The sequence below is a fragment of the uncultured Modestobacter sp. genome, assembly GCF_947486615.1.
Classification (GTDB): Bacteria; Actinomycetota; Actinomycetes; order Mycobacteriales; family Geodermatophilaceae; genus Modestobacter.
The window spans coordinates 1-26,797 of record NZ_CANKUD010000008.1 but is presented as its reverse complement, the minus strand read 5'-3'; the positions used below and the strand labels follow the sequence as shown (position 1 = coordinate 26,797).

27 protein-coding genes and 1 tRNA gene are annotated in these 26,797 nt (G+C 74.8%); 19 read left to right on the top strand and 9 right to left on the bottom strand.

Annotated features, from left to right (window positions below):
* Positions 1-109: 109 nt before the first annotated feature.
* Positions 110-478: a hypothetical protein gene (locus tag Q1A09_RS15105; protein WP_299956401.1), complete on the bottom strand. Its 369-nt coding sequence runs from the start codon at positions 476-478 to the stop codon at positions 110-112.
* 558 nt (positions 479-1,036) lie between these two features.
* Here Q1A09_RS15105 and Q1A09_RS15100 point away from each other — a divergent pair.
* From Q1A09_RS15100 to Q1A09_RS15085, 4 genes are read left to right on the top strand one after another with little or no spacing between them, the layout of a single operon-like run.
* A complete protein-coding gene (locus Q1A09_RS15100; RefSeq protein ID WP_299956398.1) occupies positions 1,037-1,600 on the top strand; it encodes a biotin transporter BioY in 564 nt (187 codons plus the stop codon).
* Positions 1,597-2,355, top strand: coding sequence for an energy-coupling factor ABC transporter ATP-binding protein (locus tag Q1A09_RS15095; protein ID WP_299956395.1), 759 nt, complete (start codon positions 1,597-1,599; stop codon positions 2,353-2,355). The genes Q1A09_RS15100 and Q1A09_RS15095 overlap by 4 nt, the downstream gene beginning before the upstream one ends.
* Entirely contained in the window at positions 2,352-3,011 is a 660-nt protein-coding gene (locus Q1A09_RS15090) for an energy-coupling factor transporter transmembrane protein EcfT (protein WP_299956392.1), read from the top strand. Before Q1A09_RS15095 ends, Q1A09_RS15090 begins: the two co-directional genes overlap by 4 nt.
* Positions 3,008-3,541 (top strand): MOSC domain-containing protein, encoded by a 534-nt coding sequence (locus Q1A09_RS15085; protein ID WP_299956389.1) that lies wholly within the window; start codon positions 3,008-3,010, stop codon positions 3,539-3,541. Before Q1A09_RS15090 ends, Q1A09_RS15085 begins: the two co-directional genes overlap by 4 nt.
* Positions 3,542-3,695: 154 nt before the next feature.
* Here the strand turns inward: Q1A09_RS15085 and Q1A09_RS15080 are convergent, their stop codons facing one another.
* Positions 3,696-4,112, bottom strand: a complete 417-nt coding sequence (locus Q1A09_RS15080) for a thioesterase family protein (RefSeq protein WP_299956387.1) — start codon at positions 4,110-4,112, stop codon at positions 3,696-3,698.
* 105 nt (positions 4,113-4,217) lie between these two features.
* Between Q1A09_RS15080 and Q1A09_RS15075 the strand changes: the two genes are divergently transcribed.
* On the top strand, positions 4,218-4,649 hold the full coding sequence (locus tag Q1A09_RS15075; RefSeq protein WP_299956383.1) for a protein-tyrosine phosphatase family protein: 432 nt from the start codon (positions 4,218-4,220) through the stop codon (positions 4,647-4,649).
* Between the two features lie 116 nt (positions 4,650-4,765).
* Here Q1A09_RS15075 and ettA read toward each other — a convergent pair whose 3' ends face one another.
* Positions 4,766-6,436 (bottom strand): energy-dependent translational throttle protein EttA, encoded by a 1,671-nt coding sequence (gene ettA, locus Q1A09_RS15070; protein ID WP_299956380.1) that lies wholly within the window; start codon positions 6,434-6,436, stop codon positions 4,766-4,768.
* 116 nt (positions 6,437-6,552) lie between these two features.
* Positions 6,553-7,071 carry a single-stranded DNA-binding protein gene (gene ssb, locus Q1A09_RS15065; protein WP_299956378.1) on the bottom strand — a complete coding sequence of 173 codons (519 nt, stop codon included), beginning with the start codon at positions 7,069-7,071 and terminating at the stop codon, positions 6,553-6,555.
* A gap of 259 nt (positions 7,072-7,330) precedes the next feature.
* Between ssb and Q1A09_RS15060 the strand changes: the two genes are divergently transcribed.
* The 4 genes from Q1A09_RS15060 to Q1A09_RS15045 all read left to right on the top strand — a co-directional run bounded on the left by Q1A09_RS15060 (position 7,331) and on the right by Q1A09_RS15045 (position 10,035).
* Positions 7,331-7,403: transfer RNA gene (locus tag Q1A09_RS15060), tRNA-Arg, on the top strand.
* Positions 7,404-7,430: 27 nt separating this feature from the next.
* Positions 7,431-7,946, top strand: a complete 516-nt coding sequence (locus Q1A09_RS15055) for a putative immunity protein (RefSeq protein ID WP_299956375.1) — start codon at positions 7,431-7,433, stop codon at positions 7,944-7,946.
* Between the two features lie 74 nt (positions 7,947-8,020).
* Complete coding sequence (locus Q1A09_RS15050) at positions 8,021-9,238, top strand: S1C family serine protease (RefSeq protein WP_299956372.1); 1,218 nt, start codon at positions 8,021-8,023, stop codon at positions 9,236-9,238.
* A gap of 62 nt (positions 9,239-9,300) precedes the next feature.
* Complete coding sequence (locus tag Q1A09_RS15045; RefSeq protein ID WP_299956369.1) at positions 9,301-10,035, top strand: GAF and ANTAR domain-containing protein; 735 nt, start codon at positions 9,301-9,303, stop codon at positions 10,033-10,035.
* A gap of 8 nt (positions 10,036-10,043) precedes the next feature.
* On the opposite strand, the gene Q1A09_RS15040 is transcribed toward Q1A09_RS15045, so the two are convergent.
* Entirely contained in the window at positions 10,044-11,096 is a 1,053-nt protein-coding gene (locus Q1A09_RS15040; RefSeq protein ID WP_299956366.1) for an LLM class flavin-dependent oxidoreductase, read from the bottom strand.
* Positions 11,097-11,240: 144 nt separating this feature from the next.
* Here Q1A09_RS15040 and Q1A09_RS15035 point away from each other — a divergent pair, with 144 nt between their 5' ends.
* The 3 genes from Q1A09_RS15035 to Q1A09_RS15025 all read left to right on the top strand — a co-directional run bounded on the left by Q1A09_RS15035 (position 11,241) and on the right by Q1A09_RS15025 (position 14,589).
* Positions 11,241-11,543: a DUF427 domain-containing protein gene (locus tag Q1A09_RS15035; protein ID WP_299956363.1), complete on the top strand. Its 303-nt coding sequence runs from the start codon at positions 11,241-11,243 to the stop codon at positions 11,541-11,543.
* Between the two features lie 193 nt (positions 11,544-11,736).
* Positions 11,737-12,153: an STAS domain-containing protein gene (locus Q1A09_RS15030; protein WP_299956360.1), complete on the top strand. Its 417-nt coding sequence runs from the start codon at positions 11,737-11,739 to the stop codon at positions 12,151-12,153.
* A gap of 96 nt (positions 12,154-12,249) precedes the next feature.
* Positions 12,250-14,589: an EAL domain-containing protein gene (locus Q1A09_RS15025; protein WP_299956357.1), complete on the top strand. Its 2,340-nt coding sequence runs from the start codon at positions 12,250-12,252 to the stop codon at positions 14,587-14,589.
* A 118-nt stretch (positions 14,590-14,707) separates the two neighbouring features.
* On the opposite strand, the gene Q1A09_RS15020 is transcribed toward Q1A09_RS15025, so the two are convergent.
* Both Q1A09_RS15020 and Q1A09_RS15015 read right to left on the bottom strand, forming a co-directional pair.
* A complete protein-coding gene (locus Q1A09_RS15020; RefSeq protein ID WP_299956355.1) occupies positions 14,708-15,403 on the bottom strand; it encodes a hypothetical protein in 696 nt (231 codons plus the stop codon).
* A 79-nt stretch (positions 15,404-15,482) separates the two neighbouring features.
* On the bottom strand, positions 15,483-16,313 hold the full coding sequence (locus Q1A09_RS15015; RefSeq protein ID WP_299956352.1) for an SGNH/GDSL hydrolase family protein: 831 nt from the start codon (positions 16,311-16,313) through the stop codon (positions 15,483-15,485).
* A gap of 167 nt (positions 16,314-16,480) precedes the next feature.
* Here Q1A09_RS15015 and Q1A09_RS15010 point away from each other — a divergent pair, with 167 nt between their 5' ends.
* Positions 16,481-17,266 carry a transglutaminase family protein gene (locus Q1A09_RS15010; protein WP_299956349.1) on the top strand — a complete coding sequence of 262 codons (786 nt, stop codon included), beginning with the start codon at positions 16,481-16,483 and terminating at the stop codon, positions 17,264-17,266.
* Positions 17,267-17,308: 42 nt separating this feature from the next.
* On the opposite strand, the gene Q1A09_RS15005 is transcribed toward Q1A09_RS15010, so the two are convergent.
* Together Q1A09_RS15005 and Q1A09_RS15000 are read right to left on the bottom strand one after the other, a co-directional pair.
* Complete coding sequence (locus Q1A09_RS15005; protein WP_299956346.1) at positions 17,309-18,295, bottom strand: NAD(+)/NADH kinase; 987 nt, start codon at positions 18,293-18,295, stop codon at positions 17,309-17,311.
* Between the two features lie 3 nt (positions 18,296-18,298).
* Positions 18,299-19,723 carry an NAD(P)/FAD-dependent oxidoreductase gene (locus Q1A09_RS15000; RefSeq protein WP_299956343.1) on the bottom strand — a complete coding sequence of 475 codons (1,425 nt, stop codon included), beginning with the start codon at positions 19,721-19,723 and terminating at the stop codon, positions 18,299-18,301.
* 26 nt (positions 19,724-19,749) lie between these two features.
* Between Q1A09_RS15000 and Q1A09_RS14995 the strand changes: the two genes are divergently transcribed.
* From Q1A09_RS14995 to Q1A09_RS14970, 6 genes are all read left to right on the top strand, one after another.
* Positions 19,750-20,259 carry a flavin reductase family protein gene (locus Q1A09_RS14995; RefSeq protein ID WP_299956338.1) on the top strand — a complete coding sequence of 170 codons (510 nt, stop codon included), beginning with the start codon at positions 19,750-19,752 and terminating at the stop codon, positions 20,257-20,259.
* A 74-nt stretch (positions 20,260-20,333) separates the two neighbouring features.
* Positions 20,334-21,221 (top strand): class A beta-lactamase, encoded by an 888-nt coding sequence (gene bla, locus Q1A09_RS14990; RefSeq protein WP_299956336.1) that lies wholly within the window; start codon positions 20,334-20,336, stop codon positions 21,219-21,221.
* Between the two features lie 277 nt (positions 21,222-21,498).
* The gene (locus Q1A09_RS14985; RefSeq protein ID WP_299956333.1) at positions 21,499-24,099 is read left to right on the top strand and encodes a bifunctional FO biosynthesis protein CofGH; all 2,601 of its coding nucleotides are present in this window, start codon (positions 21,499-21,501) and stop codon (positions 24,097-24,099) included.
* Positions 24,100-24,187: 88 nt separating this feature from the next.
* Positions 24,188-25,444, top strand: a complete 1,257-nt coding sequence (locus tag Q1A09_RS14980) for a hypothetical protein (RefSeq protein WP_299956330.1) — start codon at positions 24,188-24,190, stop codon at positions 25,442-25,444.
* Positions 25,445-25,564: 120 nt separating this feature from the next.
* Positions 25,565-26,179 (top strand): hypothetical protein, encoded by a 615-nt coding sequence (locus Q1A09_RS14975; protein WP_299956327.1) that lies wholly within the window; start codon positions 25,565-25,567, stop codon positions 26,177-26,179.
* A gap of 102 nt (positions 26,180-26,281) precedes the next feature.
* Positions 26,282-26,728 carry a cupin domain-containing protein gene (locus Q1A09_RS14970; protein WP_299956324.1) on the top strand — a complete coding sequence of 149 codons (447 nt, stop codon included), beginning with the start codon at positions 26,282-26,284 and terminating at the stop codon, positions 26,726-26,728.
* Positions 26,729-26,797 lie beyond the last annotated feature (69 nt).

The window sequence follows — 26,797 nt, the reverse complement described above, 5'->3', positions numbered from 1 at the left end:
CGCCCGATCGGCGCCACATCGGTCGAGGCAGCTCCTCCGTCCCCGCCCGGGGCGCACAACGGCGGCGCGCCCCGGGTGGGGCAGCGCCGCCGAGGGCCGAGCGGTCGGGTCAGACGCTGACGCTGCCGGCGACCGCGCGCAGCTTGTGCCGGGCCAGCGCCAGGTTCGCCGTCGCCCGGTCGAGCACCAGGTAGATGAACAGGCCGGCGTTGCCCTGGCCCTTGAGCACGTTGATCAGGTGGTACTGGCCGGCCAGGGTGATCAGGATGTCCTCGATCTCGTCCTTGAGCTCCAGGTCGGAGATGGTGCGCAGCTTGGCGCGGACGACGTTGGAGTTGCCGGCGGCCGCGACGTTGAGGTCGAAGCCGGGTGCGCCGCCGGTCGCGAGGGCCATGCCGCTGTCGATGTCGACGATCGCGGCGCCGTTGGCGCCCTCGATCGCGAGCAGGTCGGCGATGACGTTGTCGAGCTGTGCCACGGGTGGGGCTCCTGTCGTTGTCGGGAGGGGACGCAGCGGGGTGCCGTGCCCTGGGTCAGTGGGCGGGACGAGCGCGGAGCGCCGGGGCGGCGGGGCCGCCTCGGCCCGGTGCCGAGCCCCCTGGTCATCGGTGGGCGGGGCGTCGGCCTCGGGCGGCAGGGCGGGCCGGGAGCCGTCGTCGGGCGCCCGGTCCGTCTGCCGCACCGGTTCCGGCTGCTGCACCGGTTCCGACGCGGTGGGCCGCGGCAGGGGTCGAGTCCATGACCACAGCGCTGCCCACCACCCGGTTGCCATGCCCTTGTTCCGCCTTCGCCGAGGGGCTCAGGACCTCAGACAACACGCCTCCCGAGGGCCCGGCAAACCGGCCGACGTACCTGCAGGTGAGCGGGCCGCCACCCAGTGCGATCGGTCCGGGATCGTCGGGAGCCATCCCGCGGGCGGGCCCTGACCACCCATCCGCCGTCGCCGGCCAGCGCCCGGGCGGCGGCCTCCGGGCCACCCTCCGGTACCTTCCGCCCGGAACGCAGGCCCGCCGGCCCGCTGCGTGGAGGAGACGACGTGAAGACCCGCGACCTGGCCTACACGGCCCTCTTCGCCGCCATCATCGCGGTGCTGGGCACGCTGCCGGCCATCAACGTCGGCCCGGTGCCGATCACCGCGCAGACCCTCGGCGTCATGCTCGCCGGCAGCGTGCTGGGCGCCCGCCGTGGCTTCCTCGCCGTCCTGCTGTTCCTGGTCCTGGTGTCGATCGGGCTGCCGCTGCTGGCCAGCGGCGCCGGCGGCCTGGCGCCGTTCGCCGGTGCGTCGGCCGGCTACCTGTACAGCTGGCCGATCGCCGCCGCCGTCATCGGCTGGCTGACCGAGCGCACCTGGGACCGCTACAACGTCGCCCTCGGCATGGTGGCCAACGTCCTGGGCGGCATCGTGGTGATCTACGCGATCGGCGTCCCGGTGCTCAAGGTCGTCGCCGGTCTGCCCTGGGACACCGCGCTGTGGAGCGGTGCTGCCGTCTTCGTCCCGGGCGACCTGGTCAAGGCCTTCGCCGCCGCGGCGATCGCCGACGTGGTGCGGCGCAGCTACCCGGTGATCGAGCGTCCGCGGCGGGCCGCCGGCGCCCGGTGAGGCTCCGTCGGCCCGGTGCCCGCGCCGCCGGCAGCGAGGTCGCCACCGGCAACGAGGTGGCCGACCCCGCCCGCGGCATCGAGCTGCGCGGGGTCGGGCACCGCTACGGCGAACGCGTGGTGCTCGAGGGCATCGACCTGACCCTGACCGAGCAGCGGGTCGGCGTGATCGGCGCCAACGGGTCGGGCAAGAGCACCTTCGCCCGGCTGCTCAACGGGCTGGTCGTGCCCACCGAGGGGCGGGTGCTCGTCGACGGGCTGGACACCGGCACGCAGGTGCGCGCGGTGCGCCGCCGGGTGGGCTTCGTCTTCCAGGACCCGGACGCGCAGATCGTGCACCCCACCGTCGCGGAGGACGTCGCCTACGGGCTGGAGAACCAGGGTGTGCCCGCCGACGAGCGCACCGTGCGGGTCGCCGAGGTGCTGGCCCGGTACGGGCTCGCCGGGCACGCCGACCACCCGGCGCACCTGCTCTCCGGCGGGCAGAAGCAGCTGCTGGCGATCGCCGGGGTGCTGGTCATGCGGCCGGCCCGCATCGTCTTCGACGAACCGACCACGCTGCTGGACCTGGTCAACGCCCGCCGGATCGCCGAGCTCATCGCCGGGGTGGACCAGCAGGTGGTCGTGGTGACCCACCAGCTCGACCTGCTCGACGGGTTCGACCGGGTGCTGGTGGTCGACGGTGGCCGGGTGGTCTGCGACGACGTCCCACCGGCCGCGGTGGCCGCCTACCGCGCGCTCATGGCCGACCGGTGACCCTGGCGCTGTACGTCCCGCGCAGCAGCGTCGTGCACCGGCTGCCGGCCGGGCTGAAGCTGCTCGTCCTGGCCGCGCTCGCCGTCGTGCTGTTCGCCCTGCCGACGCTCACCGCCGCCGGGGTGGCGCTGGCCGGGGTGCTCGCCGTGGGTCTGCTGGTCGCCCGGCTGCCGGTCGCGGTGCTGGCCCGGCAGGCTCGGGCGGTGCGGTGGTGGCTGCTGGCGCTGCTGGTCGTGCACGCCCTCACCACCGACTGGCGCACCGGCACGCACGTGGCGCTGCGGCTGCTGACCCTGGTGCTCGCCGCCGCAGTCGTGACCGCGACGACCCGGGTCAACGCGATGGTGGCGGTGGTCGAGCGGCTGTGCGCGCCACTGCGGCTGGTCGGCGTCCGCCCGGCCCGGGTGGGGCTGGCGATCACCATGGCGCTGCGGTTCATCCCGGTGCTGGTGGAGCGGGCCGACCGGATCCGGGAGGCCCAGGCGGCCCGCGGCGGGTCACCCCGTGGCGTGCGGGCACTGCGGACGACGATCGCACCGCTGCTGGTCCAGGTGCTGCAGATGGCCCACGACGTGAGCGAGGCGCTAGATGCCCGCGGCGCCGACGACGTCCCCCCGCCGCGTCGCCGGCGCTCCCCCACCCCGGAGGCATCGTGACCGTGCTGGAGATCTGGCGGACCCCGACGGCGGCTGGACCGATGCAACGGGTGCCCAGCGCGCGGCTGATGGCCGGCATCGGGCTGGACGGCGACCGGTACGCCCTCGGCGGGGGCACCTGGGCGCAGTACCCGGACCTGGAGAAGCAGCTCACCCTGATCGACCGGGACGACGTCGCTGCGGTGGCCGCCGAGGTGGGCGTGCCGCTGACGCCCGGCGACACCCGCCGCAACCTGGTCACCACCGGCGTGGACCTGCCCGCGCTGGTGGGCTACTGGTTCGCCGTGGGCGACGCGCTGCTGTTCGGGATGAAGCGCTGCCCGCCGTGTGCCCACCTGGAGCGGCTGACCGGGGCCCGGCTGGTGAAGGCGATGGTGCGCCGCGGTGGCATCAACGCGGCGGTGTTCGCCGGGGCGGAGATCGCCGAGGGCGCCGCCGTCCGGCTCGTGCCGGAGGACGAGGCCGCCCGGCGGGGCGCGCCGACCGGCGCCGACCGCCCGGTGCCCCGGATCGTCCCGCTCCCCGACTGATCCGCCCCCGGACCCCGCGCTCTCCGCGCTCCTGACATCGAGAGGTCAGTGCTCTCGGGACAGGAGGCGCGGGGCCTTCTGGACCGAGAGCCTCGCGCCTTCTGTATCGAGAGCCCCGCGCGCCCTGGAACGAGGGGTGGGGTGGCCGGTCGGGTCAGGTGGGGGTCGGCTCGTCCAGGTACTCGTTCAGGAAGACCTTCTCCACCGGGGTGAGCCGGCGCGGCCGGTTCAGCGCGAAGTCGACCGGCACCAGCAGCGTGCTGCCGGTGACGGCCAGCTGCCCGTGGTCGAACAGCTCGTAGTGGCAGGTGAAGGCGGCGGCCCGGATGCCGGAGACCCAGATCTGCACCTCCAGCGGTTCGGCGTCGTAGACGACCGAGCGCTTGTAGGCGATCTCGTGGGAGGCGACGACGATGCCCCGGCGCAGGCCGGTCTTCTCGTCATGCGTGGGCTGGTCGAAGAACAGGTCGACCCGCGCCATCTCGAAGTAGCCGAGGAAGGCCACGTTGTTGATGTGCTGGTAGGCGTCCATGTCCGACCAGCGCATCGGGACCGCGACGGTGTGCCTCACGGCGGTCACCCTGCCGCATGGCACCGCGCGCCCGGGCCGCGGGTGGGTGCGCCGGTCGCCACCGGGGCCGCTGCCCGGCCGGCCCGCGGGCCGCAGACTGCGGGCATGGACCAAACCTGGCCGGCCGACGCTGCCGGGGTGCTGACGCTCCCGTCGGGACGCCGGGTGCGGGGGCGCGGGCTCCGGGTCCCCCCGCCGCCGGGCCCGGCACCGCGGTTCGCCGTCCACCTGCTCGGCCGGCGTCCGGAGCCGGTGCCGTGGCCGGCGCGCTGGGTGCGCTGGCCGGACTTCCGGCTGCCCGCGGACCCGGCTGACCTGCGGTCGGCGCTGGCGGAGCTCTGGGAGCGGTGCGCCACCGAGCGGGTGGAGGTGGCCTGTGCCGGCGGCACCGGCCGGACCGGGACGGCGCTGGCCTGCCTCGCCGTCCTGGACGGCGTCCCGCCGCAGGAAGCGGTGGCGTTCGTCCGCGCGCACTACCGGCCGCGGGCGGTGGAGACGCCGGGGCAACGCCGCTTCGTCGCCCGGTTCGCCCCCTGAGACGCCGACGGCCGGCCGGAGCGGGTGCTCCGGCCGGCCAGGTGACGTGCTGGAACGGCCCCCTCGCAGGGTCCCGCCACGAGCTTGCTCGTGGCGGGGGGCGAGGGGGTCCTTTCTCAGTCGCGGGTCAGCTTGCGGTAGGTCGCGCGGTGCGGCCGGGCCGCGTCGGCGCCGAGCCGCTCGACCTTGTTCTTCTCGTAGTCGGCGAAGTTGCCCTCGAACCAGAACCACTTCGAGTCGCCCTCGTAGGCCAGGATGTGCGTCGCCACCCGGTCGAGGAACCACCGGTCGTGGCTGACCACCACGGCGCAGCCGGGGAACTCCAGCAGCGCGCCCTCCAGGCTGGTGAGGGTCTCGGTGTCAAGGTCGTTGGTGGGCTCGTCGAGCAGCAGCAGGTTGCCGCCCTGCTTGAGGGTCAGCGCCAGGTTCAGCCGGTTGCGCTCACCGCCGGAGAGCACGCCGGCCTTCTTCTGCTGGTCCGGGCCCTTGAACCCGAACGCCGAGACGTAGGCCCGCGAGGGCATCTCCACGTTGCCGACCTGGATGTGGTCCAGGCCGTCGGAGACGACCTCCCAGAGGCTCTTGTTCGGGTCGATGCCGCTGCGGCTCTGCTCGACGTAGGCGATCTTCACCGTCTCGCCGACCTTGATCTCGCCGCCGTCGGGCTCGTCCTGGTCGACCAGCATCTTGAACAGCGTGGTCTTGCCGACGCCGTTGGGGCCGACGACGCCGACGATGCCGTTGCGCGGGAGCGTGAACGACAGGTCGTCGATCAGCACCCGGTCGCCGAAGCCCTTGGTGAGGTCCTTGGTCTCGATGACCACGTTGCCCAGCCGCGGGCCCGGCGGGATCTGGATCTCCTCGAAGTCCAGCTTGCGGAACTTGTCGGCCTCGGCGGCCATCTCCTCGTACCGGGCCAGCCGGGCCTTGCTCTTGGCCTGCCGGGCCTTGGCGCCGGAGCGCACCCACTCCAGCTCGTCGGCCAGCCGCTTGGCGCGCTTGGCGTCCTTGGCCCCCTCGACCTTGAGCCGGGTCTGCTTGGTCTCCAGGTAGGTGGAGTAGTTGCCCTCGTAGGGGTAGGCCCGGCCGCGGTCGAGCTCGAGGATCCACTGGGCGACGTTGTCCAGGAAGTACCGGTCGTGGGTGACGGCGATGACGGTGCCGGCGTACTTCTCCAGGTGCTGCTCCAGCCACGCGACGCTCTCCGCGTCCAGGTGGTTGGTGGGCTCGTCGAGCAGCAGCAGGTCGGGCGCCTCGAGCAGCAGCTTGCACAGCGCGACGCGGCGGCGCTCACCACCGGAGAGAACGCGCACGTCGGCGTCCCCGGGCGGGCAGCGGAGCGCGTCCATGGCCTGCTCGATGCGGTTGTCGAGCTCCCAGCCGTCGGCGTTCTCGATGACCTCCATGAGCTCGCCCTGCTCGGCCAGCAGTGCGTCGAAGTCGGCGTCGGGCTCGCCCATCGCCTCGCTGACCTTCTCGAACCGGGTCAGCGCATCGCGCAGGTCCTTGACCGCCTCTTCCACGTTGCCGCGGACGTCGAGCTCCTCGTTGAGCGGGGGCTCCTGCTGCAGGATGCCGACCGTGGCGCCCGGGGCGAGCATGGTGTCACCGTTGGACGCCTGCTCCATGCCGGCCATGATCTTGAGGACGGTCGACTTGCCGGCGCCGTTGGGGCCGACCACACCGATCTTCGCGCCGGGCAGGAACGCCAGCGTCACGTCGTCGAGGATCACCTTGTCGCCGTGCGCCTTGCGGGCACGGACCATGGAGTAGATGTACTGGGCCACTGTGGGTTGGAGCCTTCCGTCAGGTGCGCGAGCGGGGGCAGGGCGGGGCAGCCGTCACCGGCGTCCACGGCCCCGCCCCCGGCGTTCTCAGCTCCGATCCTCCCAGTTGGGGAGGCTCACGTCAGCGCCGGCACCGCGGTGCGCTCATCGGTGAGGTCGGAGTCTGCATCGTGCAACGCCTCCTCCCCCACCTGGTAATCCGTGGACCGGTCGGCGTAGGGGTTCTCGGCCGGCGCCTCCTCCGACTCCCCGGCGGGCTCGGTCTGCGGGACAGCCCGGGAGGACCGGCGGAAGTCGGCGACGCCGCGGTTGAGGTCCGGTCCGACGTGGGCGGCCCGGACCTGCGGGCGGCTGCGCCGCCCCTGGTCGGTCTCCCACTCGTGCGTGTAGAGCTCACCCTTGACGACCACCGGGTCGCCCTTGCTCAGCGTGTGCGAGACGTTGCCGCCCAGCTCGCCCCAGCACTCGACGTCGACGAAGAAGGTGCGGTGGTCGGTCCAGGCCTGGGTCTCCCGGTCGAACCGGCGGGAGGTGGAGGCCATCCGGAAGTTGGTGACGCTGTCCCCGCTGGGCAGCCGGGTGCGCTGCGGGGAGTTGACGATGTTGCCGATGACGACGAGATCGGTCTCGTTCACGGTGCTCCTCAGGTGGTGGAACCGGCGCTCTGCCGGGCTGGGACCACCGTCCTGGGCCGAGGGCACCGCAGGACAGACATCGACCGCGACTGTGGACGACGCGCCCAGCTGGGGACGCCCGCCCCCGGGCGGGCGCCTGCTGGGGTACGCCACCGCCGGTCCGGCCCGACGTCCCACCCGGCACCCCTGTCACCCCTGACCACCCGGCGGCCTGGTCACGGGCGAGGGCCCCCGGTCCGGTGCGATGATCTGGCGACGAGCGCCCGTAGCTCAGCGGATAGAGCAGGTGCCTTCTAAGCACTTGGCCGCAGGTTCGATCCCTGCCGGGCGCGCAGGCAGAGCCGACAGGAGGTCCGACGGTGATCCTCCCTCGCGTCCGGGACCCGCGGCTGGTGACCATCCGCCGGGGCGGGACGCTGACCGACGCCGACCACCACCTGCTCGCCCTCTGGGCGGCGGCCTGCGCGGAGCACGTGCTCCCCCTGTTCGAGTCGGCCCGGCCGGCGGACCCGCGCCCGCGGGCGGCGATCGAGGCCGCCCGGGCCTGGGTCCGCGGTGAGCTGCCGATGATGCAGGCGCGCGCGGCCGGCGGTCATGCCATGGGCGCCGCCCGCGACCTGCGCGGTGCGGCCCGGCACGCCGCCTATGCCGCCGGCCAGGCCGGTGCGGTCGCGCACGTCGCCGAGCACGACCTGGGCGCTGCCGCCTACGCCATCAAGGCGTCTCGCGCAGCGGTGCCGGACGCCGAGCGCGAGGCGGCCGGGCGGGCCGAGTGCCGGTGGCAGCGGGACCAGCTCCCGCCGGCGGTCCGCGAGCTCGTCCTCGACGACCAGCGGCGGCGCAACGAGCTCTGCTGGTCGGTCTTCGACTGCTGAGAGCTCGAACCGCCGCCAGGGAGTCCGCAGGCCGCGCACAGCTGGCACCTCGGTCGGCGCCCTTGACTGATCGCGTGATCGAGACAGCAGAGACGCCCGCCCCCGCCGCACCCCCGCACCGGCGGATGCGGAACCGGATCGCGGCCATCGGCGCGCTGGGCGCCCTGGGCCTGGCCACCGGCACCGTCATCGGGGTGCAGACCGCGGCCGGAGACAGCGCCGCGACCGGCACGGCCGCCGCCTCCTCGGCCACCGGCAGCACCGACCCGCTGGTCGTCTACGGCGGCCCACGCGGGTACAGCGGGACCGGCGGCTACAGCGGGACCGGCGGCGGCTGGGCGCAGGGCGGTCTCGGCGGCTACGGAGGCACCACGCAGCCGGGCGCGACGGTGGCCGCCGCGTCCGAGGCGACCGCCGACCAGCTGGTCGGCGTCGTCGACGTCACCACCGTGCTCGGCTACGAGGACGCCGAGGCAGCCGGCACCGGCATGGTGCTCACCGCCGACGGGACGGTCCTGACCAACAACCACGTCATCGAGGGCGCCACCAGCATCACCGTCACGGTGCTGAGCACCGGGAACAGCTACGAGGCCACCGTGGTCGGCACCAACCCGACCGACGACGTCGCCGTCCTCCAGCTCACCGACGCCGCCGGCCTGGACACCGTCGAGGTCGACACCGACGGCGTGGCGGTCGGCGATGCGGTGACCGCCGTCGGCAACGCCGGCGGCGAGGTGGGCACGAGTGCTGCGGCCGGCACGGTGACCGGGCTCGAGCAGTCGATCACCGCCACCGACGAGACCGGCTCGGACGCCGAGCAGCTCACCGGCCTGATCGAGATCGCCGCCGACGTGCAGGCCGGCGACTCGGGCGGTCCGCTGTACGACGCCGAGGGCGAGGTCGTCGGCATGGACACCGCCGCCTCGAGCGCCGGCGGGGTGGCCTACGCGATCCCGATCGAGGACGCACTGTCGATCGCCGAGCAGATCGTGGCCGGCGTCGACGACGAGACCGTCCACCAGGGGTACCCGGCGTTCCTCGGAGTCTCGCTCGTCGACAGCGCCGGGGCCACCGTCGCCGGGGTCGTCGCCGGCGGCCCGGCCGACACCGCCGGGCTGGCCGCCGGCGACGTCCTCACCACGGTCGACGGGACGACGATCAGCTCCGCCGACGACGTCACGACCGCGCTGGCCGACCTCGACCCCGGCGATGAGGTGGCGCTGACCTGGACCGATGCCTCCGGCGCAGCGAGGAGTGCCACCACGGTGCTGGTCGCCGGACCGGCCGACTGAGGCACCGGACGGAACGACCCGGACCGCCCGCCACCCCTGTCAGCGAGCGCTACCCTCCGGGCATGCCCGACCACCAGCAGCTCACCGAGACCAGGCAGGCCGAGCAGGACCGGACCCCCGACGAGCTCGGCCAGGTGATGGGACGGATCGCCCGCACCCTGCAGGAGGAGCACGGTGACGTCGAGGCCACCCTGTCCTCGATCACCGCCGCGGCGGTCGCCACCGTGCCCGGCACCGACATGGCCAGCGTCAGCCTGGTGATCCGCCGTCGCGTCGACCCGCACGCCGCCACCAGCGAGCTGGCCCGGGAGATCGACTCCCTGCAGAGCGAGTTCGACGAAGGCCCGTGCCTGGACGCGCTCCGCGAGGAGCAGACCGTCCGGGTGGACGACCTCGCCAGCGAGTCCCGCTGGCCGCGCTTCGCCACCGAGGCCGCCCGGCGGGGGGCCAGGAGCATGCTGAGCTTCCAGCTGTTCACCGACGGCGACAACCTGGGGGCGCTGAACCTCTACGCCCGGCAGCCGCACTCCTTCGACGCCGAGTCGGAGTCGGTCGGGCAGATCTTCGCCTCCCACGCGTCCATCGCGCTCTCCGCGGCGCGCCAGGAGTCGAACCTGCGCAGCGCGATGGACCGGCGCGACCTGATCGGGCAGGCCAAGGGCATCCTGATGGAACGCCACCGGCTGACCGCGGCCCAGGCCTTCGAGCTGCTGGTGCGGGCGTCGTCCCACACCAACCGAAAGCTCTTCGACGTGGCCGACGAGCTGACCAGCACCGGGACGATGACCACCGACTGACGCACCGGTCAGCCCGCGGGGCGCTCCCCCGCCGGCACCCAGCCGATGGCCGGCGCGACGTGCCGGGCGACGGTCTCCAGCAGGTGGGCGTTGTACTCCACGCCCAGCATGTTGGGCACGGTCAGCAGCAGGGTGTCGGCGTCCCGGACGGCGGCGTCCTTGGCCAGCTCCTCGGCCAGCTGGTCGGGCTCCCCGACGTAGCTCTTGCCGAAGCGGGCCCGCACGCCCTCGAGGATGCCGACCTGGTCACCGCTGCCCCGCTCGCCACCGAAGTACTGCCGGTCCAGGTCGCTGGTGATCGGCATGACGCTGCGGCTGACCGACACCCGCGGCTCGTGCTCCCACCCGGCCTCGGCCCACGCGGCCCGGTAGAGCGCGATCTGCTCGGCCTGCAGCTCGTCGAAGGGCACGCCGGTGTCCTCGGACAGCAGCGTGGAGCTCATCAGGTTCATCCCCTGCTGCGCCGTCCAGACCGCGGTCTGCCGGGTGCCCGACCCCCACCAGACGCGCTGCCGCAGCCCCGGGGACTGGGGCTGGACGGCGAGCCGGCCGGTCGCGCCGCCGGTCATCCGCGGGTCGGCGTCGACGACGGTGGCACCGCTGATCGCGGCCAGGAACAGCGCCGTCTTCTCCCGGGCCAGCTGCGCGTCGTCGGCGTCGGCCGGCGGCACGTAGCCGAACGCCTCCGCGCCGCGCAGCGCCGTCTCCGGTGAGCCGCGGCTGATGCCCAGCTGCAGCCGCTCGCCGGCGAGGAGGTCGGCAGCCGCCGCCTCCTCGGCCATGTAGAGCGGGTTCTCGTAGCGCATGTCGATGACGCCGGTGCCCAGCTCGATCCGCTGCGTGCGCATCGCCATGGCGGTGAGCAGCGGGAACGGGGAGGCGAGCTGCCGGGCGAAGTGGTGCACCCGCACGTAGGCGCCGTCCAGGCCGAGCTCCTCGGCGGCCACCGCCAGCTCCACGCTCTGCACCAGCGCGTCCCGGCCGGTCCGCACCTGTGACCCCGGGATGGGCTGCCAGTGCCCGAAGGACAGGAACCCGATCCGCTTCTCCACTGCACTCACCTCTCGTCGTCTCACCTGGTCGAAGCGTCCGTGCGCTGCGCAGTGTTCCCGGCGTCCCCCACCGGGATGACGGCGGAGGCCGAGCGCGTTGCGCCGTGTGTCGGGCGGCACACCCGCCGCTCCGCCGAGTCAGGAGGACTGGACATGCGCGCCACCGTGGACGGAACGGTCATCGCCGAGGCTCCCGAGGAGGAGCTGGTCCGGATCGAGGGCAACTGGTACTTCCCGCCGTCGGCCGTGACCGACGGCGCCCTCACCCCGAGCCCGACCGCCTACACCTGCCCGTGGAAGGGGCCGGCCCAGTACTTCCACGTGGTCACGCCCGCCGGCACCCGCGAGGACGGCGCCTGGAGCTACCCGGACCTGTTGCCCTCGGCGGTCGACCGCGTCGGCCGCGACTTCGCCGGCTACGTCGCCTTCTCCCCCGGCGTCACCGTCGCCGCCTGACCGGGCGAGGGAGAGCGCCCCGCTCGACGGGGCGCTCTCCCCCGGCGTGGCGGCCCGTCCCGGCCCTGGCGTGTCGCGGCCGGCGGCCGATACGGTCGGAACCGGGTCGGAAGCACAGCTCTGCCGTCCCACCCGTGACCAGCCGTGCGAGCCCAGCACGGCACACGGGACGCGCTCTGCTCCCGGGAGACCCGTGGTCACCTCCACCACGCCGATCGGCTCACGGCCGGTGCCCCCGCTCGTCGTCACCGTCGACCTGGCCCGCGCGCGGGTGCGGGTGGCCGGTGAGCTGGACCGCGAGTCCGCCCACCACCTGCTGGACGCCGTCGCCGTCCTGGCCGCCACCCCGGCCCGTCGCTGGCAGCTGGACGCCGGGGACGTCACCTTCTGCGACGCCGGCGGGATGCGCGCACTGTGCACCGCGCACCAGCTGGCGACCGAGAACGGCCGGGTGCTCCGGCTGACCCGGGCCGGGAGGCCGATCACCCGGCTCATCGCCCTCGTCGCGGAGGCGCAGCCCTTCCCGCCGCCCTCGCGCCCCGGTGACCGGACGGCCGGCCGCGCGCCCCGCTCCCGCTACGTCGGGTGTGGCGCATCGCGGACCGTGTGACCAGAGAGGCGCCCTGTCACTGAACGTGACGGCACGAACACGTGTCACCCGGCCGGGTTGCACGGCTGGGCGGGCCGGATGAGCCACCCTGTCCCGGTGACACTCTCCGCCCCCGAGTCGCCGGGCGCCTCCGGGCCTGCCGACGGTGCCGGGCGACGGCTGCGTGCGGCCGACGTGCTGCTGGCCGACCGTGGCCAGCTGTTCCGCGCCCTCTTCCTCTCCGCGCCCGTGCCCAAGGCCGTCGTCGACCCAGGCGGCCGGATGCTGGTCGTCAACCCCGCGCTGTGCGAGCTCACCGGCCGCACCTCCGGTGAGCTGGTCGGCCGGCACCTGGACCTGCTGACCCACCCGGACGACGTCCCGCTGGAGGACCGCGCGGCCGAGCACCTGCCCGGCACCCCACTGCTGGACCCCCAGCTGCAGGTGGTCGGCGAGCGGCGGCTGCGGCGGTCCGACGGCGAGAGCATCTGGGTGCACCAGACCCAGGAGCTGGTGCACCGCAGCACCGGCGACCCGCAGTTCGTGCTGCTCACCCTGCTCGACGTGACCGACCGTCGGCGCGTCGAGGAGGACCTGGTCCGCCGCGCGTACACCGACCCGCTGACCGGGCTGCCCAACCGCCGGGCGCTCACCGAGCGGCTGCAGCACGCGCTGGCCGGCGCCGGCCGGCGCGGCACCTCGGTCGGGCTGCTACACCTGGACCTGGACCGGTTCACCGCGGTCAACGACGCCCTCGGCCACGAGGGCGGCGACCAGCTGCTGTGCCAGGTGGCCGACCGGCTGCGCTGGAGCACCCGGGTCGAGGACACCGCGGTGCGCTTCGGCGCCGACGAGTTCCTGGTGCTGGCCGAGGACGTCGAGGACGTCGAGGGCCTGCGCACCCTGGCCGACAGGCTGCTCGGTGTGCTGGACGAGCCCTTCCACGTCAACGACCGCGAGGTCACCCTGTCCGCCAGCGTGGGCATGACCCTCGGCGCGGACCTGGCGCCCGAGGCGCTGCTCCGCCAGGCGCACAGCGCGCTGGCGCGGGCCAAGGCCAACGGCGGCCGCGGCCGTCTGGAGATGCACGACGGCGGGCTCGGCGAGGCCTACGTGGACCAGCTGCAGCTGGAGACCGATCTGCGGCACGCGCTGGAGGCCGGCGAGCTGCGGCTGTTCTACCAACCGATCGTGGCGCTGTCCGACGAGCACCTGCTCGGCTACGAGGCGCTGATCCGCTGGCAGCACCCCACCCGCGGGCTGCTGCCGCCGGGCGCCTTCCTGTCCGCGGCCGAGGACAACCGGCTCACCTCCCGGCTGGGCGCGTGGGTGCTGCACCAGGCCTGCTGGGACGCCGCCGGCTGGCCCGCGGACCTGCGCGTGCACGTCAACATCTCCGCCCGGCACCTGGCCGAGCCCGGCTTCAGCGAGCTGGTCGCCGACGCCCTGGCCGAGTCCGGCCTGGCGCCGGAGCGGCTGGAGCTGGAGATCACCGAGTCGACCGCGCTGTTCGCCGCGGACGCCACGCTGCACGCCGTGGACACGGTCACCGAGTCCGGCGTGACGCTGGCGCTGGACGACTTCGGCACCGGCTACTCCGCGATCACCGCACTGCACCGGCTGCCGATCCACACGCTCAAGATCGACCGCTCGTTCGTCGCCGACGTGGTGGCCCAGCCGGCCACCGCCGCCCTGGTGCAGGGGCTGCTGCAGCTCGGGCAGGGCATGGGCCTGCAGGTCATCGCCGAGGGCATCGAGGACGGCGAGCAGGCCCGCTGGCTGCGTGAGCACGGCTGCTCGATGGCCCAGGGCTACGCGTTCGGCCGCCCGGCACCGCTGCCGGCCCGGGAGCTGGACGAGCTGGCCGGCCCGCCGGCCCTGACCGACCTCGGCGCACCGCCGTCGGACCGCACGCCCGGACGCCCAGGACTGCCCGACGTCGGCGCTCCGGAGCACGACACCCCGCCGGAGCAGACCGGCCCGGACGACGAGGACCACGGCCGGCTGCCCTTCGACCTGGGTGCGGCACTGGCCGAGCAGGACCTCCTGGGGCCGGCTCCCTCGGTCGGCTCCGCCGCGGTCCCGCAGTTGGACGCCTTCACCCTGCCCACCGAGGTCGCGGACGACGAGCCGGTCTCCGCCGCCGCGTTCCTCGAGCCGGCCGACGAGCCGGTGGACGAGGACGTGGACGAGGCCCAGGGCCCCGGCGAGGAGTTCGACCCCGGCGTCTTCCGGCCGTCGAAGGAGTTCCTGGAGCTGCGTGCGCTGCTGGCGGCCAACGGGGCCCCGGACCTGGCCGCCGTCCCGGAGCCGCGCGAGGCGGCCGAACTGGGCGACCTCCGGTCGATGACCGTCGACCCGACGGACCTGTCCGGCCTGCGCCCGTGGCTGGAGTCCTTCCAGCAGCGGCTGGGGCAGCCCCGCACCGGCGACCTGCCCGAGGTCGGGCGCAGCTGAGAACGGCACGAGCCGACCGGCTCAGGCGCCGGTCGGCTCGTGCAACCGCCCCATCGGGCGGGGTCTCACGTCCCCCACTGCCCTCCCGCGTCGAGCTCGGGGACGGTGGGGGCCTCCGTCAGGAGGTCTGGACGGTGATGGTCGCGGTGCCGATGACGAACTCGCCGGCGAGCGCGTCGGTGCCGAAGGTCGTGTTGAGCAGCTCGGCGGCCTCGGCGGAGAGCTTGACCGTCGTGCCCTGCAGCACGGCCGAGCCGTCGGCCTCCATGGTCGGCGGGTTCAGCGTGCTGCCGTCGAGGTTGAACAGCGGGGCGCTGGGCACGGCGAGCTCGCCGTTGACCGAGACGTTGCCGAACAACCGGGCCGGCTTGCCCGGGTCGATGGTGAAGTCGGTCAGCTCGACCGTGGTGTCACCGGCGGTCAGGCTCAGGCCGCTGCCCTCGTGGAAGAGGGTGCCCTGGACCCAGGGGCGGTAGCCGCTCTCCCGGTCGTACAGCGTGACCTCGCCACCGGTGAGCGGGAAGGTGAGGGTGCCGGTGGCGCCGTCCAGGGTCGCGCCGCCGACGGTGCCGGGGGTGAGGCCCAGCTGGGTCAGCGCGTCGGTGAAGCCGGTGTCCAGGGCGACCGCGGTGCTGCCGCCGGGGATGGCCGGCACGGTGGCCACCGGCTCCGGGCGGCCGTAGGAGGCGCTCGAGCTGGAGCTGTCGGCGGCCTGGGCGGTGTCCCCGTCACTGCTGCTGCAGGCGGAGAGACCGACGACCGCGGTGAGGGCAGCGGCGGCGGCGAAGGTGCGAGTGACGCGCGTGCTGTTCATGAGATCTCCCAGTCGTGTGGATCAGTGGTGCAACGACTGGTCTTCGGGGCTCACCCGCCCAGCGGTTCGGTGCTCTGCGTCACGAATCGGTAACGGACGATCCGGTAGCGCGCAATGGAACAGGCGCCGGGTGCTTGGCCACCCGCCCGTCGCCGGAGGACTCCCCGCGCAGCCGGCGGCCGATCCAGGGCAGCACGAAGCCGCGCACCCAGGCCAGCTCCTGGGCGGCCACCTCGCGGGCGGGGCGCGGCGGTGCCGGGTCCAGCGGGGTGCGCCAGCCGGTGTCCTCGCCGTCCACCGGGATGCCGAGCGCGGCGGCCGCGGCCAGCGCCGTCCGGCGGTGCCCCTCGGCGGTCAGGTGGATGCGGTCGCCCGGGTCCCACATCCGGGCGTCCTGCAGCCACGCGGCGCCCCACTGGTCGAGTACGACCGCCCCGTGCCGGGCCGCGATCGACCACAGGTGGGCGTTGAAGACGGCGACCCGGCCGCGGGTGCGCCGGATGATCGGGGTCTGCCGGGGGTCGACGCCGGTGGCCAGCAGCACGTCGGCCCCGACCTCCCGGAGTGCGAGGACGGCGGTCTCCAGGTCGGCGGCCAGCCGGTCGGGGTCGACGCCTGGGCGCAGCAGGTCGTTGCCGCCGGCGACCAGGCTGACCAGGTCGGGGCGGGCGGCCAGTGCGACCGGCACCTGCTCCTCGAGCACCTGGGCGAGCAGCCGGCCGCGGATGGCGAGGTTGGCGTACTCGACCTCCCCGGTCGGTGACGCGGCGGCCAGGTGCCCGGCCAGCCGGTCGGCCCAGCCGCGGAACGCGTCCGGGGTGCCCGGGTCGGGGTCGCTGAGCCCCTCGGTGAAGCTGTCCCCCAGCGCGATGTAGCGCTGCCACGTCCGACGGTCACTGCCCGGTTGCACGTCCCCTACTGCACCATGCGCCACTCGGCCGGGATGCCGGGGGTGCCAGGACACCCGTGCTCTGCGTCCCCCGTGCACGCAGAGCACCAGTGCCCGCCCGTGCACTCCCCGCCCCTGCCGGCTCGGCGGTGAACCTGGCGGTAACACGGGCCCGCCAGGATGCGGCCATGCGCACCGACGTCGCCTGCTCGCTCACCGTCTCCACCCCCGTCCCGGCGACCGCGCTGCTGCAGGTCGCCGTGGCGGCCCCGGCCGGCGAGCAGCTCACCGTGCTCACCGACGGGCACCCGGTGGCCGCGGAGGAGATCGCCGTCCCCGGGGCCCGGGTGCACCGGCTGCAGCTGCCCGCCGGGACGACGGAGGTCAGCTACTCCGCGCACGTCGACACGGCGGGCGACCCGCGGCCGGTCACGCCGGCGGAGTGGGCGGAGTTCGTGCGGCCCAGCCGCTACTGCCCTTCCGACCAGCTGGAGGGCTACGCCTCGGCGGAGTTCGACCGGTCGCTCCCCCGCGCCGAGCTGGTCGCCGAGGTGGCCGCCTGGGTGCACCGCCGGCTGGTCTACACCGCCGGGGCCAGCCGCTCGGTCGACACCGCGGTGGACACCCTGCTGCTCGGCCAGGGCGTGTGCCGGGACTATGCGCACCTGACCGTCACCCTGCTGCGCGCCCTCGAGACACCGGCCCGGCTGGTCGCGGTCTACGCACCGGGGCTGTCGCCGATGGACTTCCACGCCGTGGTCGAGGCCGATGTGGACGGCGTCTGGCGGACAGTCGACGCGACCCGGCTGGCCCCCACGTCGTCCCTGGTGCGGATCTGTGCCGGCCGGGACGCCGCGGACACCGCCTTCCTCTCGCTGTTCGGCGGCCGCGCCACGCTGGACCGGATGACGGTCACCGCCACCGTGGACGGCGACCTCCCGGCGCCGTCGGACGAGCCGTTCCCCCTGCCCTGAGACCGGCCGATCCCTGGGACCGGCCCGCCCTGCGGGACGGGCTCAGCCGACCTCGTCGGCGGGCCCGCGGGCGCTCTCCGGGGCGCGCACCGGACCGGTGCCGGGTGCGGGCACGCCGCCCGGGGTGCGGCGGCGCAGCTCCTCCGGGACCAGCTCGACCAGCTCCTCCGGCAGCAGCGGGAGGTCCAGCAGGGAGAGCTTGACCCGGCTGCGGTCGGCGGCCAGCCAGTCGTCCAGCCGCACCAGCAGGCCGGCGTCCCGGCGGGTCTCGACGTGCAGCTCGTCGCCTGGGCCCAGCCGGGCGACGACCAGGCCGTCGACCTCCACGGCCGGGTGGCCCGCCGTCTCCGGCAGCGCCAGGTGCAGCGGCTCGTGCGGGCCCAGCACCACCGTGCGGTCGATGCCGTTCAGCGGCGCCGACGGGGTGACCAGCACGCCCTCGGCCCCGGGGGACATCACCGGGCCGCCGGCGGCGAAGTTGTAGGCCGTCGAGCCCATCGGGGTGGCGATGATCAGGGCGTCGCTGCGGTAGTGGCCGTACCGGCGGCCGGCCACCGACAGGGTCGCGTCGACCATCCCCTCCCCCGGCACCCGGGCCAGGACGACGTCGTTGAAGGCCACCGTCTCCCAGCCGGGCCCGCGCACCACCAGGCAGCTGCGCGACTCGATCGTGGAGCGGCCCTCGGCCAGCGCGGTGAGCGCCCCGTCGAGCTCGCGGCCCTCGACCTCGGTGAGGAAGCCCAGCCGGCCGAAGTTCACGCCCAGCACCGGGACGGGGTCGGCGACCACCAGCCGCATCGCGCCCAGCAGCGTGCCGTCCCCACCCAGGGCGATGATCCCGTCGCAGCTGGTGGCCAGCTCCGCGACGTCGACCGGGGTCACCCCGTGCAGGTGCAGCCGCTCGACGTCGGCCGCCGCGGCGACCAGCTCCACGCCGTGGGTCGTCGTCCAGGCGAGCACCTGGGCCGCCGCGCCACCGCAGTCGCGGTGCGGGTGCAGCACCAGGCCGATCCGGCTGCCGTCGTGCACGCCTCAGCCCCGGTAGGTCTCGAGCAGGCGCAGCCAGATCTCGCTGATCGTCGGATAGGACGGCACGGCGTGCCACAGCCGGCTGATCGGCACCTCGGCGACCACCGCGATCGTCGCCGAGTGCAGCAGCTCGGCCACCCCGGCGCCGACGAACGTGACCCCGAGCAGCACCTCGCGCTCGGTGTCCACCACCGCGATCGCCGTCCCGGTGTAGCCGTCGGCGAACACCGAGGCCCCGGCCACGCTGCCGATCGGGTACTCGATCACCCGGTGCGGCAGGCCGGCGTCGGCCGCCTGCGCGGCGGTGAGCCCGACCGCGGCGACCTGCGGGTCGGTGAAGACCACGCTCGGGGTGGCGCGGCGGTCGGCGGTGGCCACGAACGGCGACCAGTCGCTCAGGTCGACCTGCTCGCCCCGGGCCCGGGCGACGATCGCGGCCCCGGCCTGGCGGGCCTGGTACTTGCCCATGTGGGTCAGCTGTGCACGCCCGTTGACGTCGCCGACGCCGTAGAGCCACGGCAGCCCGGGCACCTGCAGCGACTCGTCGACGTCGAGGTACCCGCCCGGCTCCAGGCCGACGGCGTCCAGGCCGATCTCGTCGGTGTTCGCCGCCCGGCCGGTGGCGACCAGCACCTCGTCGCCGCGCACCTCGTCACCGCTGTCGCAGGTCAGCACCACCTCATCGCCCTCACGGCGGGCGGACCGGACGCCGGTGCCGAGCTGGACGTCCACGCCCAGCGCCCGCAGGGACGCCTCCACCGCCTCGCCGGCGGCCGGCTCCAGGTGCGGCAGCAGCCGGTCCCCGTGCTGGAGCAGGGTCACCGAGGAGCCCAGCTGCTGCCAGGCGGTGGCCATCTCGCAGCCGACGTAGCCGCCGCCGACCACCAGCAGCCGGCGCGGGGCCTCCTTGGCGCTGGTCGCCTCCCGCGGCGTCCACGGCTGCACGTCGGCCAGCCCCTCGACGCCGGGTACCGCGGCCCGGGAACCGGTGCAGACGGCCACCGCGTGCCGGGCGGTCAGGGTCAGCTCGCTGCCGTCGGCCTGCGCGACGACCACCCGCTTCTCCCCCGCCAGCCGGCCGTGCCCGCGGACCAGGCCGATGCCCGCGCCCTCGACCCACTCCGCCTGGCCGGCGTCGTCCCAGTGGCTGGTGAAGCCGTCCCGGCGGTCCAGCGTCGCCGCGACGTCCTGCTCGCCGGTCACCGCGGCGGCCGCGCCGGCGACGGCGCGGGCCTGCGCCAACGCCTCCGAGCCGCGCAGCAGCGCCTTGCTGGGCATGCAGGCCCAGTAGGAGCACTCCCCGCCGACCAGCTCGCTCTCCACCAGCACCGCGCTCAGCCCCCCGCGGACGGCGATGTCGGCGACGTTCTCCCCGGTCGAACCGGCGCCCAGGACGATGACGTCGTACTCGTGCTCCGCAGTGGTCACCGGGCCATTGTGGTCGACTGACCCCCGTGCCTGTCGATGCCGCGGAGTACTCCGCCGCCCTCCGTCAGTACGCGGCCGGGGTGGTGCTGCTGACCGTGCGCGACGACATCGACGACGTCGGGACGACGGTCACCTCGCTGATGAGCGTCTCCGCCGACCCGCCGCTGGTCGCCCTCGGGCTGGCCGCCGAGGGCTACCCGGCGGAGGTGCTGCAGTCGATCGGGTCCTGCGCGGTGAACGTGCTCGGCGCCGGCCAGGCGATCCTGGCCAGCCGGTTCGCCTCGGCCGGCCGGCCCAGCGCCCGGCACCTGCTGGAGTCGGTGCCCTGGCAGCGCGGCCCGGTGAGCGACGCGATCGTGCTGGACGGCGCACTGGCGGCGCTGGACTGCACGGTGCACTCGGTGGTCGAGGCCGGCACGCACGTGCTGGTGCTGCTGCAGGTCGAGGGCGTGCCGGTGCTCGCCGACGGCGACCCGCTGGTGCGGCTGCGCGGCCGCTGGACCGACGGCGCGGGTGCGCCGCTGCGCCGTCCGTGAGCCGGGCCGTGCCGCGGGTGCGCACTCGTCGGGGTGTCGGCCGGACCAGGCTCCCCGGCTGGTGCGCAACGGCGGTGCTGCTGCTCGGGCTGAGCGGGTGCGGGAGTGGTGCCGAGACGACCGCGTCGGCCCCCTCGTCCGTTCCGTCGTCCTCCTCCCCAGCGCCGCCGGCTCCCGATCCGGCGGTCGCGGCGGCGTTCAGCGGGCTGGAGACGGAGTTCGGCGCCCGGCTGGGCGTGTACGCGCTGGACACCGGCTCCGGCCGGGTCGTCGAGCACCGGGCCGACGAGCGGTTCGCCTTCGCCTCCACGCACAAGGCGCTGTCGGTGGCCGCCCTGCTCGACGCGACGACGGACGCCGACCTCGACGAGGTGGTCCGCTGGACCGCCGCCGACCTGGTCACGTACTCCCCGGTCACCGAGCCGCGCACCGGCACCGGCCTGCCGCTGCGCGAGGTGGCCGCGGCGGCGGTGCAGCACAGCGACAACACCGCCGCGAACCTGGTGTTCGACCGGATCGGCGGGCCGGCCGGCCTGGAGCAGGCGCTGCGCGACCTCGGCGACGACGTCACCTCGGTCGACCGGGTGGAGACCGAGCTGAACAGCGCCGTCCCCGGTGACGAGCGCGACACCAGCACGCCCCGGGCGCTGGCCACCGACCTGCGGGCCGTGCTGCTGGACGACGTCCTCGACCCGGCCGACCGCGAGCTGCTCACCGGCTGGATGCGGGACAGCACGACCGGGGACACCTTGGTGCGGGCCGGGGTGCCGGCCGGCTGGGAGGTCGCGGACAAGTCCGGCAGCGGCGGGTACGGCACCCGCAACGACATCGCCGTGGTCCACCCGCCGGACGGCGCCCCGATCGTGCTGGCCGTGCTCTCCAGCCGCGACGAGCCGGACGCCGACCACTCCGACGAGCTCGTCGCCCGCGTCACCGAGATCGCCGTCACCGCCCTGCGCTGAGCCCCCGCTGGCCCTGGCCCCGGCGCCCACCTGCGGCCATGCCGGCCGACATGGCCGCACGGGCACGAACACGGGAACTGGCGCGCGCGGGTGTCAGCTCTCGGTGCTCGGGCGCCGTCCCGGCCTCCCGCCGCCGGGTTGACCCGGTCCAGCTGGGGTTGAGCCGCGCCAGGACGCGGCTCGACCCCGGCTCACCCGGGTTGACCCACCTCATCGACTGCTCGGGCCGGAGGCCACGGCACGCGGTGGTGACCCCGCGGGGTTAGCGTCGTCGCCGATGAGCAACGCCCTGCCCGCCCCGTCCGACTCCGCCCTCCGTCGCGCCCTGGTGCGCGCCGAGCGCGGGGTGACGCTGGACGCCACCGAGGCCGAGACCCTGCTGCACGCCCGCGGGCTGGGCGAGGGTGAACCGCTGGACCGGCTGCTGACCGCTGCCTCCCGGGTGCGCGACGCGGGGCTGGCCTCCGCCGGCCGGCCGGGGGTGGTCACCTACAGCCGCAAGGTGTTCGTCCCGCTCACCCACCTGTGCCGCGACCGCTGCCACTACTGCACGTTCGTCACGACGCCGGGCCAGCTGCGCGCGGAGGGCAAGGCGCCGTTCCTCTCCCCCGACGAGGTGCTCGACATCGCGCGCGCCGGCGCCGCGCTGGGCTGCAAGGAGGCGCTCTTCACCCTCGGCGACCGCCCGGAGGAGCGCTGGCCGGTGGCGGCCGAGTGGCTGGAGGCCGCCGGCTTCGACTCCACGCTGGACTACCTGCGGGCGATGGCGATCCGGGTGCTGGAGGAGACCGGGCTGCTCCCCCACCTCAACCCCGGCGTGCTGAGCTGGGAGGAGATCCAGCGGCTCAAGCCGGTCGCGGCGTCGATGGGGATGATGCTGGAGACGACGGCCACCCGGCTCTGGTCGGAGAAGGGCGGGCCGCACTTCGGCTCCCCCGACAAGGAGCCCGCCGTCCGGCTGCGGGTGCTCGAGGACGCCGGCCGCTCCGCCGTGCCGTTCACCACCGGCGTGCTGCTGGGCATCGGCGAGACCTCCGCCGAGCGCGTCGACGCGATCGCCGAGATCCGGGCCTCGGCCCGGCGGCACGGGCACGTGCAGGAGGTGATCGTGCAGAACTTCCGGGCCAAGCCGCGCACCGCGATGGCCGCGCACGACGACCTCGCCCTGCAGGAGTACGTGGCCGCGGTGGCGGTCAGCCGGCTGATGCTCGGCCCCTCGGCGCGGGTGCAGGCACCGCCGAACCTGAGCGACTCCACCGAGCTCGCGCTGCTGCTGCGCGCCGGCGTCGACGACTGGGGCGGGGTCTCACCGCTCACCCCCGACCACGTCAACCCCGAGCGGCCCTGGCCGAACATCGACAAGCTCGCCGAGCTGACCGCCGACGCCGGGTTCACCCTGCGCGAGCGGCTGGCCGCCCAGCCCGGCTACGTCACCCAGCCCGAGCCGTGGCTGGACCCCCGGGTGCGCCCGCACGTGTTCGCCCTCGCCGGCGAGGACGGGCTGGCCGTCGAGGGCCGCACCCCGTCCGGGCTGCCGTGGCAGGAGCCGGACGAGGCCTGGACGTCGTCCGGGCGCACCGACCTGCACACCGAGATCGACACCGTGGGGCGCACCGGTGACCGGCGCAGCGACTTCGACGCCGTCTACGGCGACTGGGCCGAGCTGCGCTCGCGCACCGAGAGCGCCCGCGACGGGCACTCGACGGCGATCGCGGCCGGCGACCCCGCGGTGCACGCCGCACTGCGGCACGCCGAGACCGACCCGGCGGGGCTGTCGGACGCCGAGTACCTGGCGCTGCTGGGCGCCGACGGTGCCGACCTCGATGCGCTGGCCGCGCTGGCCGACGCCGTCCGCCGGGACGTCAACGGCGACGACGTCACCTACGTGGTGAACCGGAACGTCAACTTCACCAACGTCTGCTACACCGGCTGCCGGTTCTGCGCCTTCGCCCAGCGGCGCACCGACGCCGACGCCTTCACCCTGTCGATGCAGCAGGTGGGCGACCGGGTCGACGAGGCGTGGGCCGGCGGGGCGACCGAGATCTGCATGCAGGGCGGCATCCACCCCGACCTGCCGGGCACCGCCTACTTCGACCTGGCCCGTGAGGTGAAGTCCCGCCGTCCCGACATCCACCTGCACGCCTTCTCGCCGATGGAGATCGTCAACGGGTCGGCCCGCACCGGGCTCTCCTACCGTGACTTCCTCACCGCGGTGCGCGAGGCGGGTGTCGACAGCCTGCCGGGCACGGCGGCGGAGATCCTGGACGACGACGTCCGCTGGGTGCTCACCAAGGGCAAGCTGCCCGCGGCGGCCTGGCTGGAGATCGTGCGGACGGCGCACGAGGTGGGCCTGCCGACGACGTCGACGATGATGTACGGCCACGTCGACACCCCGGCGCACTGGGTCGCGCACCTGCGCACGCTGGCCGCCCTGCAGGACGAGACCGGCGGCTTCCGGGAGTTCGTGCTGCTGCCGTTCGTGCACCACAACGCCCCCATCTACCTGGCCGGCGTCGCCCGCCCGGGGCCGACGAACCGGGAGAACCGCGCGGTGCACGCGGTCGCCCGGCTGCTGCTGCACGGCCGGATCGACAACATCCAGACCTCGTGGGTGAAGCTCGGCGACACCGGCACCCAGGCGATGCTCGACGGCGGCGCCAACGACCTGGGCGGCACGCTGATGGAGGAGACCATCAGCCGGATGGCGGGCTCGGGCAACGGGTCGCTGAAGACGATCGCCGAGCTGGAGGCGATGGCCGCCGCGATCGGCCGCCCGGCCCGCCAGCGGACGACGGAGTACGGCACCCCGAGCCCCGAGCGGATGGCCACCGCCCGCAGCGACGAGGGCCGCCGCGCCCTCACCCTGAAGCTCCTCTGAATCGAGCGGACGCACCCTGGACCACCAGGACCGCGGCGCGCCCGCCGACCTGCCCCGGACCGGCCTCGCTCGCTTCTAGGGTCTGGCCGTGCCGTCCCCCTCCCTGGAGTCGCCCCGCGCCCCCCGCGAGCGGAGCGCTGCCGGGCCGGCCGACGACGCAGTCCGGTTCGCCCACGGCTCGGAGCTCACCGTGTCGCCCGGCAACGTCACGCTCGTCCCGGGCAGCGCCTTCCGCGTCGCACCGCTGCTGGTGGTGGCCGACCTGCGGCACAGCCACCTGGTCGTGGTCGGGCACACCCGCGTGGTCGTCAGCCCCGAGGGCCGGTTGCGGTTCACCGTCCACGTGAGCGCCAGCTGGGCGACCGGTGAGCTCGCGGTGCGCCTGGACCCTCGGTCGTCCCAGGTCACCCACCGCCGGGCGACGGGGAAGCTGGAGGACTGGCAGGTCCTCGACCCCGAGGCGCCCGAGGTCCGCCGCGAGCAGGAGACGGCGGTCCAGGCGGCGCTGCGGCTCGTCGTCTCCGGGCACGCCGATCCCGAGGCCCAGGCCACGGCGGTGGCGAAGACGCTGGCGGAGCGGTCGCGGCAGGCCGTCGCCGAGCTGCGCACGCTGCGGTACGAGCTCGAGCGGGTGCTCTCCGGAGAACTGCGGCAGGCATCGACCCGGACGCTCGAGCGGCTGCTCGCCGACCTGCTCGAGCTGTCGAACGCCGCCAGCCGGGCCCGCGACCAGGCCCGCGAGTGCGCCCGCGAGGGCCTCTGGACCTGGCGGAGCGATGACGCCGCCTACCACGCGCAACGCAGGCGGCAGGACCGGACGCTGCCGCCACGGCCGGGCACCGACGGCCAGGTCCGCCGTGACTGGCTGCACACGCTGGACGCCGCCGTCCGGCACTGCCAGGCCATCGACGCCCAGCTCGCCGACGAGGCCGCCGCGCTGCGGGGGCTGCTCAGCGCGACGTCGACGATGTCCGTCACCCGGGACGCGCGGTCGTCCGAATCGTTCAACCTGGTCGCGAGCGTCGGCGGGATCATGCTGGGGCTGCCGGCCCTGGTCCTCACGCTGTACGGCGCGTCCTCGGTGCTGCCCCTGGACTCGAACTACGTGGCCCTCGTGCCCCTGGCCGTCGCCGGGCTGGCCGCCGCCGTCATCGCCGCCTTCCTCCCGGGCCGCGAGCGGTCGGGCAAGCTGCGCCGCTTCTCCTTCGCCCTGCTCGCGGTCGTGGTCACCCTCCTGCTCCTCGCCGGGGCGGGCTCTCTCGTCCGCCCGGCCTCCCCCGGTGAGCCAGCCGCCCCGGGTGGACCTGACCCGACCGCGCCGGCCACGACGAACGCACCGGGCTGACCAGCGTCGGCCCGCCGCCGGCACTCCCCTGCCGAACGATCGAGCGCCCATCCGGCACGCCGTGCCCCTCGGCGCCGTGGGGCCCGTAGCGTGCCGCCTCCGGCGCGGCGGAGGAGGACCATGGGACGGCGCAGACGGGGCGCAGCGGCCGCGTCGAGCGGCTGGCTGCTGGTCGGCGGCGTGCTGGCCGGGTGTGGCGCCGACGACGCGGGCACGGCGAGCCCCCTCGACGTGACGCTCGACGGGTTCCACGCAGCCGGCGACGCGCCGCCTCCCACGACGCTGTGCGCGCCCGACCCCGGCGACCCGGTGGACACGCCACCGCAGCTGCCGGCCGCGCTGGGGCGCCCGGACGACGCGTTCTTGCTGTCCGCGTCCACCGCCGTCGAGGCCCATGCCTGGACGCTGCCGGACGCCGACGCGGCCCAGGACGTCGTCGCCGAGGCCACCGCCGCCGCGTCCGCCTGCACCTGGACGTCCGCCGTGGACCTCGACGGCGACGGCGTCCCCGAGACGGTCGGCGCGGAGACCCAGCAGGTCGAGGAGTGGTCCGCCGGTGACTGGGTCGGGATCCGCATCGTGCGTACCGTGGCCGGGGTCGAGCAGGTGGACTCCCGGCTGGTCGCCGACGGGGACCTGGTGCTGCTGGTGGAGATCCAGACCGACAGCGACGACCCGGCCGACCTGGCCCCGGCCGACGACTACCTCGCCGCGGTCGCCGAGCGCCTGGGCTGAGCCGGCACGGCCGGCCAGGAGGACGTGCTGCCGCGCGCCCGCCGCCGGTGGCAGGGTGACGCCAGCGCGGCCGGGCCGGCCGCCCGACACCGAGGAGCGCGCATGACCCAGCAGCAGGGCTTCCCCGACGACTGGCACCAGCCGTTGCGGCACGTCCGCGCCGGCGAGCTCTCCGCGGAGACCGCGCAGACGTCGGGCATGACCCGGCACGAGGCGATCTCGGCCACCAGCGTCGGCGCGCAGCGGCTGTGGATGGGCGAGACCCGGGTGCCCCCGCACACCGGCTCCGGCGACCACCACCACGGCGACTCCGAGACCGCGATCCACGTGCTGCGCGGCCACCCGGTGTTCGTCTTCGCCGAGCACGGCGAGGAGGTGCGGCTGCAGACCGGCCCGGGCGACTACGTCTTCGTGCCGCCGTACACCCCGCACCGCGAGGAGAACCTCGGCGCCGAGGAGGCCGTGGTGCTCATCGCCCGCAGCAGCCAGGAGGCGATCGTGGTGAACCTGCCGAGCCTGCTGCCCCAGCCCGACCGCGCCGACGACTAATGGGGCTTACCGAGCCTGCTGGTCTCTGGCAGGTTCGGTGCCGGTAGCGGCCGGTGGGTCAGCACTCCC

Coding starts and splice junctions, on each gene's coding strand:
- Q1A09_RS15075 (WP_299956383.1), top strand. CDS start 4,218: ATGGACCAAACCTGGCCGGCCGACGCTGCCGGGGTGCTGACGCTCCCG.
- Q1A09_RS15045 (WP_299956369.1), top strand. CDS start 9,301: ATGCCCGACCACCAGCAGCTCACCGAGACCAGGCAGGCCGAGCAGGAC.
- Q1A09_RS15035 (WP_299956363.1), top strand. CDS start 11,241: ATGCGCGCCACCGTGGACGGAACGGTCATCGCCGAGGCTCCCGAGGAG.
- Q1A09_RS15020 (WP_299956355.1), bottom strand. CDS start 15,403: ATGAACAGCACGCGCGTCACTCGCACCTTCGCCGCCGCCGCTGCCCTC.
- Q1A09_RS15010 (WP_299956349.1), top strand. CDS start 16,481: ATGCGCACCGACGTCGCCTGCTCGCTCACCGTCTCCACCCCCGTCCCG.
- Q1A09_RS14985 (WP_299956333.1), top strand. CDS start 21,499: ATGAGCAACGCCCTGCCCGCCCCGTCCGACTCCGCCCTCCGTCGCGCC.
- Q1A09_RS14975 (WP_299956327.1), top strand. CDS start 25,565: ATGGGACGGCGCAGACGGGGCGCAGCGGCCGCGTCGAGCGGCTGGCTG.
- Q1A09_RS14970 (WP_299956324.1), top strand. CDS start 26,282: ATGACCCAGCAGCAGGGCTTCCCCGACGACTGGCACCAGCCGTTGCGG.